The 12,473-nt window shown below is 73.4% G+C and carries 10 protein-coding genes; 7 read left to right on the top strand and 3 right to left on the bottom strand.

Annotated elements, in window-relative coordinates:
* Positions 1–40: 40 nt before the first annotated feature.
* Complete coding sequence (locus CFP66_RS08445; protein WP_094921961.1) at positions 41–1,621, bottom strand: carboxyl transferase domain-containing protein; 1,581 nt, start codon at positions 1,619–1,621, stop codon at positions 41–43.
* Between the two features lie 168 nt (positions 1,622–1,789).
* On the opposite strand from CFP66_RS08445, the gene CFP66_RS08450 reads away from it, so the two are divergent.
* On the top strand, positions 1,790–2,311 hold the full coding sequence (locus CFP66_RS08450) for a three-helix bundle dimerization domain-containing protein (RefSeq protein ID WP_094921963.1): 522 nt from the start codon (positions 1,790–1,792) through the stop codon (positions 2,309–2,311).
* A gap of 23 nt (positions 2,312–2,334) precedes the next feature.
* On the opposite strand, the gene CFP66_RS08455 is transcribed toward CFP66_RS08450, so the two are convergent.
* Entirely contained in the window at positions 2,335–2,760 is a 426-nt protein-coding gene (locus CFP66_RS08455; protein WP_094921965.1) for a hypothetical protein, read from the bottom strand.
* Between the two features lie 97 nt (positions 2,761–2,857).
* On the opposite strand from CFP66_RS08455, the gene CFP66_RS08460 reads away from it, so the two are divergent.
* Positions 2,858–3,532 (top strand): response regulator transcription factor, encoded by a 675-nt coding sequence (locus CFP66_RS08460; protein ID WP_094921966.1) that lies wholly within the window; start codon positions 2,858–2,860, stop codon positions 3,530–3,532.
* Here the strand turns inward: CFP66_RS08460 and CFP66_RS08465 are convergent.
* Positions 3,508–5,895: an ATP-binding protein gene (locus CFP66_RS08465; RefSeq protein WP_143517172.1), complete on the bottom strand. Its 2,388-nt coding sequence runs from the start codon at positions 5,893–5,895 to the stop codon at positions 3,508–3,510. The genes CFP66_RS08460 and CFP66_RS08465 overlap by 25 nt on opposite strands.
* Positions 5,896–5,992: 97 nt before the next feature.
* On the opposite strand from CFP66_RS08465, the gene CFP66_RS08470 reads away from it, so the two are divergent.
* The 5 genes from CFP66_RS08470 (at position 5,993) to CFP66_RS08490 (ending at position 12,464) form a co-directional block, all read left to right on the top strand.
* Positions 5,993–6,613, top strand: coding sequence for a TetR/AcrR family transcriptional regulator (locus CFP66_RS08470; protein WP_094921969.1), 621 nt, complete (start codon positions 5,993–5,995; stop codon positions 6,611–6,613).
* 50 nt (positions 6,614–6,663) lie between these two features.
* Positions 6,664–7,785 (top strand): serine hydrolase, encoded by a 1,122-nt coding sequence (locus CFP66_RS08475; RefSeq protein ID WP_198961318.1) that lies wholly within the window; start codon positions 6,664–6,666, stop codon positions 7,783–7,785.
* A 373-nt stretch (positions 7,786–8,158) separates the two neighbouring features.
* Complete coding sequence (locus CFP66_RS08480) at positions 8,159–10,144, top strand: protein kinase (RefSeq protein ID WP_143517173.1); 1,986 nt, start codon at positions 8,159–8,161, stop codon at positions 10,142–10,144.
* A complete protein-coding gene (locus tag CFP66_RS08485; protein WP_094921973.1) occupies positions 10,141–11,079 on the top strand; it encodes a YncE family protein in 939 nt (312 codons plus the stop codon). The genes CFP66_RS08480 and CFP66_RS08485 overlap by 4 nt, the downstream gene beginning before the upstream one ends.
* Positions 11,080–11,252: 173 nt before the next feature.
* Complete coding sequence (locus CFP66_RS08490; RefSeq protein WP_198961319.1) at positions 11,253–12,464, top strand: NRAMP family divalent metal transporter; 1,212 nt, start codon at positions 11,253–11,255, stop codon at positions 12,462–12,464.
* Positions 12,465–12,473: the final 9 nt, after the last annotated feature.

Below are 12,473 nucleotides of genomic sequence, written 5' to 3' on the forward strand. Positions count from 1 at the left end.
AGAGCGGTACGAACGTGCCGCTCGTCCGACGGGGATCGGGCTACATGCGGAAGACCCCGAAGCCCGGCGCCTCCAGCGGCGCGTTCGCGGCTGTCGAGAGCGCCAGGCCCAGGACCGTCCTGGTGTCCTTCGGGTCGATCACGCCGTCGTCCCACAGGCGGGCCGTGGAGTAGTAGGGGTGGCCCTGCGACTCGTACTGGGCACGCACCGCGTCGGGGTCGGCGCCCGAACCCACCGTCGCGAGCACCGTGGCCGCCTGCTCGCCGCCCATCACCGAGATCCGGGCGTTCGGCCACATGAACAGGAACCGGGGCGAGTACGCACGTCCGCACATCGAGTAGTTCCCGGCGCCGAACGAGCCACCGATGATCACCGTGAGCTTGGGGACGCGGGTGGTGGCGACGGCGGTGACCATCTTCGCGCCGTGCTTGGCGATCCCCCCGGCCTCGTACTCGCGCCCGACCATGAAGCCGGAGATGTTCTGCAGGAACACCAGCGGCACGCCGCGCTGGTCGCACAGCTCGATGAAGTGCGCACCCTTCTGCGCCGACTCCGAGAACAGGATCCCGTTGTTCGCGACGATGCCGACCGGGTGGCCGTGGATGCGGGCGAAGCCGGTGACGAGCGTGGTGCCGTACTCGGCCTTGAACTCGTGCAGCCGCGAGCCGTCGACGATCCGGGCGATCACCTCGCGCACGTCGTAGGGCGTGCGCGAGTCGGTGGGGACCACGGCGTAGAGCTCGTCCGGATCGGCGACCGGCGCCTCGGTCGGCGCGACGTCCCAGGGCCGCGGCGCGCGGGGCCCGAGGGTGCCGACGATCGAGCGGACGATCTGCAACGCGTGCGCGTCGTCCTCGGCCAGGTGGTCGGTGACACCCGACACCCGTGAGTGCAGGTCGCCGCCGCCCAGCTCCTCCGCCGTGACGACCTCGCCGGTGGCGGCCTTCACCAGCGGTGGGCCGCCCAGGAAGATCGTGCCCTGGTTCCGGACGATCACGGCCTCGTCGCTCATGGCCGGCACGTACGCCCCACCCGCCGTGCACGAGCCGAGCACCGCGGCGATCTGCGGGATGCCGCGCGCCGACATCTGCGCCTGGTTGTAGAAGATGCGGCCGAAGTGCTCCCGGTCCGGGAACACGGAGTCCTGTTCCGGGAGGTACGCGCCACCGGAGTCGACCAGGTAGACGCACGGCAGCCGGTTGTGCAGCGCCACCTCCTGGGCGCGCAGGTGCTTCTTGACCGTCATCGGGTAGTAGGTGCCGCCCTTGACGGTGGCGTCGTTCGCCACCACCACGACCTCGCGCCCGGCGACCCGGCCGACACCTGTGATCATCCCCGCGCCCGGCGCCTCGTCGCCGTACATGCCACCCGCGGCGAGCGGGGAGAGCTCGAGGAACGGGCTCGACGGGTCCACGAGCGCGTCCACGCGGTCGCGCGGCAACAGCTTGCCGCGCTCGACGTGCCGCGTGCGCGCGCGCTCCGATCCGCCGCGGGCGGCGGTGGCGAGCCGCGCCTGCAGGTCCGCGACCAGCTCCCGGTGGGCGGCCACGTTGCGCTCGGCACCCTCGCCCCCCGTGTCGGCGGCCGTGCGCACCACGGCTCCGGACGTGCCAACCGACATCGGACCTCCTCCGTCAGGACGGTCGCGATGTTAACGTTCATTAACCGACTGCGCCACAGCCCCCGTTCGGGTGAGGTCCCCCGATCCGTATCCGATAACCTCCAACGGGCTTGATCATCGCCAGCAGCGGCGACCGCCGCGCCGCCCACCGACCGGAGGACCGCACCCGTGACCTCGCCGACCGGATCCGAGCCCGGGCTACCGACCCCCTCGTCCCGCTGGACGCAGCCCGGGCCGTCCCGGACCGACGAGAACCTCAAGCACGTGCACCGCAAGATCGACCAGAACCTGCAGTCCCGGGTGCCGCTCGTGGACAACGCCCCGGGCGTCGATCCACGCTCGGCGCGCCCCGTGCTCCCCGGCGCGCCCGGTCTGATGGCCCGGGTGGCCCAGCGCGAGCCCGGCGACGAGGCGCCCGCCGCAGGGCCCGCCGGCGACGCGCCGGAGACCGATGACGACGTCCTCGCCAAGGCGTGGGAAGAGCGCATGGCCATGCAGTGGGAGGACGTGACCAGCCGGCTCTGCCGTGACTTCGCCCCCGCGGGCGGTGCGGACGCCGAGGTGGTGCTGCAGCACATCGCGCAGCAGCGCAGGCAGCTCGACTCGGCGACCGTCCGCGACTACCTGCCCGTGCTGGTCGAGCGGTCCGTCCGGCGCCTGCTCGACCCCGAGGAACCGGCCCGCGGCTGAGCACGGGCCGGCTCGGGTCGGGCCTAGCCGGCGGCCGGTGTGGCGGCGGCGAGCCGGCTGCTCATCTCCTCGAGGAACTTGCCGGTGGCCGTGCCGATGATGCCCAGGCAGCGCAGGAAGTGGGCGTGGACGTCGGCCGGCTCACCCACGAGCAGCTCGACGGACGCGCTCACGTTGTCCTGCGCCGGGTTGAGGTACACCTTCGCGACCTTCGTGGCGCGCGACGCCGCCGACGCCGCGAGTGCCGCCTCCTCGACCTCGGTCTCGGTGGCGAGCGGGAAGAAGTTCGGGAACAGCAGGTGGAAGTACTGGTCGTCCTGCGACTCCATGATGAAGTGGTGGCGGCCCTCGTACCGGAAGTGGATGTCGCCCTCGTCATCCACCTTCGGTCGGAACCCCTGCTCCGCGAGGAACTCGACGTGCAGCTCGCGGATCTCGTCCCAGCCCATGTTTCCCCCGGGTTCACCTGATCGGCTGATGCCTTGATGATCATAGGGCCGGGCTCCGGGCGCGCTGCTCGCCCGGGTGGGCCGCTACGGTTCGGGGGTGCGCGTACTGCTGGTCGAGGACGAGGTTCCGCTCGCGGAGATGGTGCGGCGCGGGCTCGCCGCCGAGGGGCACTCGGTGCAGGTCGTCCACGACGGGATCTCCGGCCTCGCCGCGGCCGGCACCGGCGAGCACGACGTCGTGGTGCTCGACATCATGCTCCCGGGCCTGTCCGGCTACCGGATCCTGCAGCGCCTGCGCGCCGCCGAGGTGTGGACGCCGGTGCTCATGCTCACCGCCAAGGACGGCGAGTACGACGAGGCCGACGCGTTCGACCTGGGCGCCGACGACTACCTGGTCAAGCCGTTCTCGTTCGTCGTGCTGCTCGCCCGCCTGCGGGCCTTGCTGCGGCGCGCGGGCGAAGCCCGCCCCACCGTGCTGACCGTCGGCGACCTCAGGCTCGACCCGGCCCGACACCGCGTGCACCGCGGCGACGTCGAGATCACGCTGACGCCCCGCGAGTTCGGCGTGCTCGAGCACCTCATGCGGCACGCGGGCGAGGTCGTCACGAAGACCGACATCCTGCGCGCGGTCTGGGACGCCCACTACGAGGGCGAGGTCAACGTCGTCGAGGTCTACGTCGGCTACCTGCGCCGCAAGATCGACGCTCCGTTCGGCACCGCCAGCATCGAGACGCTGCGCGGGGTCGGCTACCGGATGGCCGAACCGGGCTGACGACGACGCTCCGGGACGTCGCGCCGGGCGGGATCGGGCGTGCGCTCCCCGGGCGGAACGGCCGGGACGCCGTACGGCGCGGTGGCCGGATCACGGCGGGCCTCGTCGTCGCGGACCGGGCGCTGAACCCTGTCCCGTGGCTGCGGTACGGGGCCGGTGCCGGCCTCGGCGGGCGGAACGTGTCCGTTCGCCCGCTCCACCGACGCTCGATCGCTCTCCGACGGCACGGGCTCCGACCGGCCGCCCGCGGATGCGGTCTCGGCCCGCGAGCCGCCTTCCGCGTTCGCGGGCTCGGCGGCCGAGCGGCCGTTCGCGGGCTGCGCGGACCCGCGGTCGGCAGCCGGGCGGCCGTTGCCGGGCCGCGGCGACGCGAACAACGGGGATGCCTGCCGGGGGGATGCGGACCACGGGGGTGCAGACCACCGGGTGACGGGGCGAGGCGACGCGGGGCGGGCGGGCGGAGCAGGGGCGGCACCGGCGGAGTCGCGACGAGCCGGAACTCCCTGCGGCGGCGTGCCCGGTGTCGGCGTGCCCCGCGGGGGTGTCCCCCGTGGCGGCGTGCCCTGCTGCGGCGTGCCCCGTGACGGCCTGCCCTGCGGTGCCATGCCCCGCTGTGACGCGGGGCGGAGCGGCGTCCCGGAAGGTGCCTGGTTCTCGGCGGGTACCGGCTTCCGCGCGCCGGCCGGCGGGGCGGGAGCCGGCTTCCGGGCGGGCGACGGCTTCTCCGCAGAGCCTGCGGCCACCGGGGCAGCCGGCTTGGCGGCGGGCGCCGGTTCCCCGGCAGGGGCCGCGCCGGCAGCAGGGCCCGATGTCGCGGCGGGCCCCACAGGCGCGGGCTGCGATGCGCGGGCCGGCCCGGTGGAGGCTGCGGGGCGGGGGGACGGCGCCGCCACCGGGACGGGCGCCTCGTCCGGCTCCGGCCCCGGCTCCGACTCCGACTCCGGGGCGGCAGCCACCGGCAACCGCACCCGGAACAGCGCTCCGCCGCTCGGCGCATCGGTGACCTCGACGCTGCCTCCGTGGGCGGCCACGACCTCGGCGACGATCGCCAGCCCGAGCCCGGAGCCGCCGTCGGAACGCGCGCGGGCGTCGTCGAGGCGGACGAACCGCTCGAAGACCCGGCCGCGGTCGGCGGGCGGCACGCCCGGACCGTCGTCGGAGACCTCGAGGACCGCCTTGCCGTCGTGCTGCCCCACGGTGACGAGAACGTGGGAGCGGGCGTGGCGGCGCGCGTTGTCGACCAGGTTGCGGACGACCCGGGCCAACTGGCCGCGGTCACCCACCACGCGCACCGGGACGGTGCGCACCTCGGCGACCACCTTCCCGTCGGCGGGCCGGCCGCGCTCGCCCTCGGCGACCTCGTCGAGGTCCACCTCCTCGCGGCGGGGCTGCAGCCCGCGCTCGTCGGCGCGAGCGAGCAGGATCAGCGCCTCGACCAGCTTGTTGAGCCGCGTGGTCTCGCCCCGCAGCGCGGTGATCGTGCTCCGGTCGACCGTGCCGCTCTGCATGAGCTCGAGACCCGTGGCGATCGTGGCGAGCGGGCTGCGCAGCTCGTGGCTCGCGTCGGCCACGAACCGCCGCTGCACCCCCTGCGCGTCCTCGAGCCGGGCGATCATGCCGTTCATCGTCTCGGCGAGCCGGCCCACCTCGTCGCGCGAGGGCGGCACCGGCACGCGCTGCCCCAGGTCCTTCTCCGTCATCTCCGCGACCTGCGCGCGGATCGCCTCCACCGGACGCAGCGCGCGCCCGGAGAACAGGTAGGTGGTGAGGCCCGCGACGACGATGAGCAGCGGGACGCCGAAGAGCAGGTAGAACAGCAGCGTGCCGGTCGTGTGGTCGACGGCGGTGAGCGGCGCCGCGTACAGCACGACCACGTCGTTGCCGGCCGACTGACCTGCGGTCGCCACGAGCACGGCGTCCACCACGCTGCCGTCGACCTTGCGGACGGGAACGTCGGTCCGGACGACGGTCTCGCCGTCGTCGGGCCGGATGTCGGAGATCGGGGGAGCGCCGTCCCGGTAGCCACCCAGCGGGTCCGTGCCCGCCTCGAGGGTGCGCTGCGGCGTGTCGCCGTACTCGACGATCACCTGCGCGAGGTCTTCGGACTCCCGGGTGAGGGCGCTCAGCGCCTCGCGGGCGTTCTCGTTGGCCGAGCCCTGCCAGTTCTGGTCGAGCCTGGTGGTGATCAGCCCGGCCTGCTGCACGGCTTCCGCCTCCACGGACGCGCGCAACGACTGCTGCAGCAGCAACAGCAGCGCCGCACCCGCGACCAGCAACGCGAGCGCGACCACGACGGCCGCGGACAGCGCCGACACCGCGCGCACGCCCATGCGCGCGCGCAGCCATCCCAGCGGCCGGGGCATCACAACAGGGTAGGCGAGCGAGCCTGTGGGCGCGCTGAACGCGACCAACGGCCTCCAGCGCTGTTAGCGGACGTTAACCGGCGGCTAGGCTGCGCCGATGGCCACCCCTGCCGCACCTCCTGCCGGGAGCAGGCGCGAGCAGATCCTCGCGGTGGCCGCACAGCTGTTCGCCCGGCGCGGTTTCCACGGCGTGAGCATCGCCGACCTCGGTGCCGCCGTCGGCGTCAGCGGCCCCGCCCTCTACCGGCACTTCCCGGGCAAGGAGGCCCTGCTCGCGGAGATGCTCGTCGGGATCAGCGAGCACCTGCTCGCCGGCGGGCAGGCGCTCGCCGCGGCCACGACCGACCCGCACGAGCTGCTCGCCTCCCTCGTCGAGTTCCAGGCCGACTTCGCGCGGCGCGAGCCGGAGCTCATCGTCGTGCAGGACCGCGACCTCGCGAACCTGCCCGCGGCCGAGCGGCAGAAGGTCCGCCGCCTGCAGCGCACGTACGTCGAGATCTGGGTGCAGGCGCTGCGCCGGGCGCACCCCGGCCTCCCGGTGGACGCCGCGCGCACCGCGGCCCACGGCGCGTTCGGGCTGCTGAACTCCACGCCGCACGCCGGCCGCACCTCGGAGGCCGCGGCGCTCCTGCGCCGCATGGCCCTTGCCGCCCTGCACGACCTGCCCCGAGCCTCGGGCCCCCCACCGCCCTGGACTGCGGAGAACCACAACGGCTGACGCCGAACACCCCATGGGCGCGCACGTCCCTCGTTCCTAGCGTCGCTCCAGTGAGATCGACATCCGTCCTCGTTGCGCTGGTGGTCACCGCCGCCACGGCCGCGTGCGCCCTCCCGGCCCCCGATCCCTTCCCCCGTTCTGCGCTGCAGGCCGGGCTCGACCGCCTGGTCGAGACGCGAGCGGCGTCAGCGGCTCTGCTGCGGATCGAGGAGGGGGAGCACGAGTGGTCGGCGAGCGCGGGGCCGCAGGAGCCCTCCTCGACCGTCCCGGCCAGCGCATCCAGCCGGTTCCGGATCGGCAGCGTGACGAAGACGTTCGTGGCCACCGTGGTCCTGCAACTGGTGGACGAGGGTCGGCTCGCCCTGGACGACCCGATCGCGCGGCACCTGCCCGGCCTGGTGCCCGGCGGTGACGGCATCACCGTCAGGCAGGTCCTCGACCACACCAGCGGCATCTACGACTACGCCCACGAGCGCGACCGGTCCACCAACCGCTGGCGGGGCGAGGCCCGCTTCCGCACCTATCAGCCCCAGGAGCTGCTGGACGCGGCGTTCGCGACGCCGCCCTACTTCCCGCCGGGACAGGGCTGGCACTACTCGAACACCAACTACGTCCTCGCCGGGCTGCTCGTCGAACGGCTCACGGGCCGGCCCTACGGCACCGCGATCGCCGACCGGATCCTGCGACCGCTCCGGCTGAGCCACACGACCGTCCCGGGATCGGATCCCCACCTCCCCGAACCGCACGTGCGCGCCGTCACGGCGGTCGACGGGATCGAGGTCGACGCCACCGGGATGAACCCCTCGCTCGACTGGGCTGCGGGCGAGATGATCTCGACGACGAGCGATCTCAACCGCTTCCTGGCCGCGCTGCTCGGCGGCGAGCTCATCGGCCCGGCCGCCCTCGCCGCGATGCGCGACACGGTCGAGACCGGCCAGGGGTTCCGGTACGGGCTCGGCCTCCAGGAGTTCGCGCTCCCGTGCGGCGTCACGCTCGTCGGGCACAGCGGTGAGCTGCTCGGCTACACCACGTACGCCATGTCCACGGACAGCGGACGGCGGCTGACCCTCTCCTACAACCCGTCGGGGCGCACAGACGGCGCAGAAAGCACTGCCGAGACCCTCGTCGGGCTCTTCTCCAGTGCCTTCTGCCCGCCCTCGCAGACACGCTGACCGACGGCGGGGACGGCCGTCGACCGAGGAGGGGGGATCGGTCGACGGCCCTGACCGCGCTCCGGCCCGGGCGGGCACACCCGACGCCGACGTTTCCCCGCGCGGTCGCATTCAGTGTCCGCCCGCGCCCGGCCCGTGTACAGGGGAACCGCTCCGCCGCCGAACGGCTTTTTCGTGATCAGGTTGTACGACCTGTTTCCGGACCACGTCCCGGTCCTGGTCGCCGCGCCTCCACGGGGCCTCACAGCTCTGCTGATCGTCTTCTCCCTCCGCGACGCGAGCGCTATGGTCGGCGCGTGACGATCCGGGGGGCGTCGACGCGCTCGATCCGGGCTGGTCGCAGCGCCCGCGCGGGCACCTCGTGGCGGTGCAGATGACCGGGACGGCACCGAGCACGCACCCGTTGCTGCCCGAGGACCCACATCGGCTGGGGCCCTTCGCGCTCACCGCCCGGCTGGGATCGGGCGGCATGGGCGTCGTCTACCTCGGCCGTCACGACGACGGCCGCCCGGCCGCGGTGAAGGTGGTGCACCCGCACCTGATCGGCGACCCCGACTTCCGATCCCGGTTCGGCCGGGAGATCGCGCTGGCCCACCGCGTCGACACACCCTGGACGGCCCGGGTGATCGATGCCGACGCGTTCGCGCCGCGTCCGTGGCTCGCCACGGAGTACGTCGCGGGGCCATCGCTCGAGGAGCAGGTGGGACGCGCCGGCCCGCTGCCGGCGTCGGCGCTGGACGTTCTCGCCCGGCGTCTCGCCGAAGCACTGGCCGGGCTGCACGGGGCCGGGGTGGTGCACCGCGACCTCAAGCCGTCCAACGTGCTGCTCGCCGCCGACGGGCCGAGGCTGATCGACTTCGGGATCGCCAGCTCGGTCGACGCCACGAAGATCACCCACACCGGACACGTCGTCGGGACGCCCGCCTACATGGCACCGGAGCAGGCGTCGGGGGAGGCGGCCGGCGCGGCGTCCGACGTGTTCTCCCTGGCGTCGGTGCTGGTGTTCGCGGCGACCGGCCGCGGCCCGTTCGGGACGGCGGCGCATCCGGCCGCGATGCTCCTGCGGGTCATGCAGCAGGATCCCGACCTCCACGCGGTACCGGCCCCGTTGCGCGATCGGCTGGTGCCGTGCTTCGCGCGCGAGCCCGCGGACCGCCCGACCGCGGCGCAACTGGCCGCCGACCGGGACCCCGACGAGGGACGCACCCGGGCTGCCTCGTCCCCGACCGCACCGACGGCCGGAACGAGCAGACCCGCCGCGACGCGGATCTCCACCTCCTCCGTCGCGCCTCCCCCGGCGCGCGCCCCGCGTCCGTGGGTGGTCGCGAACGCGGTGCTCGCGGTGCTGGTCGCGGCCGCGCTCGCGCTCGCGTTCCTCTGGGTGCCCACCTCGGCCGCGCCCACGGCCGCGGCGGTGGCGTCCCGCCCCGACGGGGTCCTCCCACAGGTCACCGAGGTGGCAGAGATCCCGCTGGACGCGCCGACCGGCGGGATCGCCATGACCGAGGACGGGCGCACCCTGATGGTCGTCACCGACGGCGGGGTCCGCTTCATCGACACGGCCACCCGCTCGGTGTCGCCGGCCGTCCCGCTGCCCGCCGGGACGTCGACGCTGTCGTTCACCCCCGACGGCACGCGGGTCTACCTGGTCGGCCCCAGCGTCTCGGTGCTCGACGTCCGTTCCAGGACGGTGACCGGAGTGATCGGCCAGTTCCCCGACAGCATCCGCAGCACCACGAGCGACACCCTGATCGCCCTGGACGGGCGGACCGCCTACGTCACGTTCGACGGCCGCACCGACCTGGGCATCATCGACCTGACCGACGGGCGCGAGATCGGAGCCGTCCCGATCGGTACGGTAGGCGGCTCGCTCCTCCGGGGTGACGACGGGCGCCTGTACGTGGTCCGCGGCGAGGACCCCGTCGACGCGGGACGTGACGAGCTGGGGATGGTCGTCGTCGATCCGGCAGCCAGGAGGGTCGTCGGAACCCTGCCCGGGAGCGCCTTCGACGTCGCCGTCGACGCGGCGGGCGATCGCGCCTTCGTGCTGCAGCCGCTCGGTGGCATGACGATCGTCGACGCCGCGTCGGCCACACTGCTCGGTCCGCCGGTGCAGGGCTTCCCCGAGGGCGTGAGCTCGCTGGTCGTGACCCCGGGGGGCAACGCGATGGTCGGGTGGAGTTGGCGAGACCCGGTGCTGCACATCGCCGACAGCACCGGCGTGCCTCGCCAGGACATCGACACCGGCGGCAAGGTGAACGGGGCCGGCCTGAGCCCCGACGGCCGCAGGCTGTACGTGAGCGTCGAGGGCGAACGCAACGGTGTGCTCGTCTACGACACGAGCGTGCTCGTCGCGTGAACGCCCTGCGCACCTGGTACCGCGACGCGAACGCCGCCACCCGGCGTGCGTCGGCCTTCACCGCGGTACTGGTGGCCGGTCTCGTGGTCTCGCTCATCCAGGTGCCGCTGCCGCTCCAGGTCAGGACGTTTCCCGTGTCGGGCCAGTCGGTGGTCGCCCATCCGGACGGGAGCAGGCTCCTCGTGCAGCAGGAGCACGCGATCGCGATCGTCGACGCCGCGACCGGCGAGGTGACGGCGACGGTCCCGCTGGGCTCCCTCGTCCCGGGCCCCGGCATCGCGATGGTGCCCGCGACGTCGAATGCGGTGGTACTCGCGACGGTGCCCGCGAGGGCGCCCTACCGGAATGCCGTGACCGTTACCGTGGACATCGACCGGACGGCGGTCACGTCGGTGATCAAGAACGGGGATGTGGCCGCCGACAGCGTCCCGTCCGTGCGATCGCTCGCCGTGGACCGCAGCGGCGCCGCGATCACCGGCAAGGGGCCGGGGGGCGTTCTCGCGGTGGGTGCGGACGGGCGGGTGTGGCGGTCGGTGCCCGACGGCATCGACGGCGTCCCGAATTCGGGGCCCGAAATCTACTACCACATGTCGATCGCACCCGACGGCCGCTCGCTCTACGCGGTCACCCGGGGTCGCGCGCTGTTGGTCGACACCGCGACCGGGCGGATCGAGCAGGACATCCCGCCGGTGTACGGCCCAGACATCATCAAGGCGGAGGACTGGACGGTCCTGCTCGCCGCGGACGACGAGCACGTGTTCATCAACGAACCCGGCGACTCGCGGATCACCGTGCGCACGCTGGACGGCGGCGTGGTCGCCACGGTCGAGACCGGTGGGCGGACGGGCGCGAGCGGGATCGCGCTCTCTCCTGACGGCACGACGCTCTACGCCGCCCTCGCCGACCGGCTCCTCGCCGTCGACGCCTACGCCTGACAGCTCCGATCGCTGGAGTTCGAACACGACCCAGCGGAAGTCCCGCCTGTGCCGAGAGGCTCCGGCGCGCGGAAAACCCGCCGAAAGTATTGCCGGATCGTTGAACGATCCTTACGCTGCCATCCACCGGCGCGTGCTGTGCCGCCGGTCACGTCCCGTCGGAGGGGAACGACATGAGCGACGCGAAGGCGGTGTCCGCGGCCGGCTCGGCCACGAGCCGCGGTGCGGTGATCGGCGCGATGTTCCTGATGGCGACGAGCGCGATCGGTCCGGGTTTCATCACCCAGACCGCGACGTTCACCGCGCAGCTCGGCGCGGCGTTCGCGTTCGCGATCGTGGCCTCGACCCTGGTCGACATAGCGGTCCAGCTGAACGTCTGGCGCGTGATCGGGGTGTCCGGTCAGCGCGGGCACGAACTGGGCAACAAGGTGGCGCCGGGCGTCGGGTACGTCCTCGCCGCGCTCGTCGTGATCGGCGGGCTCGTCTTCAACATCGGCAACGTCGGGGGCACCGGGCTCGGTCTCGACGCCATGCTGGGTGTCGACGTCCGCATCGGCGGCGGCATCTCGGCGGCGATCGCCATCGCGATCTTCCTGAGCAAGCGGGCCGGGGTGGCGCTCGACCGCATCGTCGTGGTCCTCGGCGGGATCATGATCGTGCTGACGACCTACGTCGCCGTGGTGTCCGGACCGCCGGTCGGCGAGGCGCTGCGCAACGCCGTGCTCCCCGACACCGTGAGCTTCCTCATCATCACGACGCTGATCGGTGGCACCGTCGGCGGCTACATCACCTACGCCGGGGCGCACCGGCTGCTCGACTCCGGCCTCACCGGCCCGGAGCACGCCGGCGGCATCGCCCGCAGCTCGGTGATCGGCATCCTGGTCACCGCCGTGATGCGGGTGGTGCTGTTCCTCGCGGTGTTCGGCGTCGTGGCGGGCGGGGTCACGCTGGCCGCGAACGACCCGGCCGGCAGCGCGTTCGAGGCCGCCGCCGGGCAGGTCGGCCTGCGGCTGTTCGGCATCATCCTGTGGGCCGCGAGCATCACCTCGGTGATCGGCGCCGCCTACACGTCGGTGTCGTTCATGACCTCGCGGACCAGCAGCGACCGGCGGCGCAACCTGCTCACCGTCGCGTTCATCGCGCTCTCGGCGGTGATCTACCTGGTGATCGGGACGGCCCCGGCCACGCTGCTGGTGTTCGCCGGCGCGTTCAACGGGCTGATCCTGCCGATCGGCTTCACGGTGATCCTGTGGGTCGCGTGGCGGCGCCGCGACCTGCTCGGCGGCTACCGCTACCCGGCGTGGCTGCTCACCATCGGCGTCCTCGCCTGGCTGCTCACCCTCTACATGGGCTACGCGGCCCTCACGAACCTCGCGAAGCTGTGAGCATGCAGG

It is taken from the genome of Pseudonocardia sp. MH-G8 (genome assembly GCF_002262885.1).
GTDB lineage: Bacteria > Actinomycetota > Actinomycetes > Mycobacteriales > Pseudonocardiaceae > Pseudonocardia.

Bases quoted from the DNA above. Each gene is read 5' to 3' on its own strand.
- CFP66_RS08445 (WP_094921961.1), bottom strand. From the start codon at position 1,621: ATGTCGGTTGGCACGTCCGGAGCCGTGGTGCGCACGGCCGCCGACACG.
- CFP66_RS08455 (WP_094921965.1), bottom strand. From the start codon at position 2,760: ATGGGCTGGGACGAGATCCGCGAGCTGCACGTCGAGTTCCTCGCGGAG.
- CFP66_RS08465 (WP_143517172.1), bottom strand. From the start codon at position 5,895: ATGCCCCGGCCGCTGGGATGGCTGCGCGCGCGCATGGGCGTGCGCGCG.
- CFP66_RS08470 (WP_094921969.1), top strand. From the start codon at position 5,993: ATGGCCACCCCTGCCGCACCTCCTGCCGGGAGCAGGCGCGAGCAGATC.
- CFP66_RS08480 (WP_143517173.1), top strand. From the start codon at position 8,159: ATGACCGGGACGGCACCGAGCACGCACCCGTTGCTGCCCGAGGACCCA.
- CFP66_RS08490 (WP_198961319.1), top strand. From the start codon at position 11,253: ATGAGCGACGCGAAGGCGGTGTCCGCGGCCGGCTCGGCCACGAGCCGC.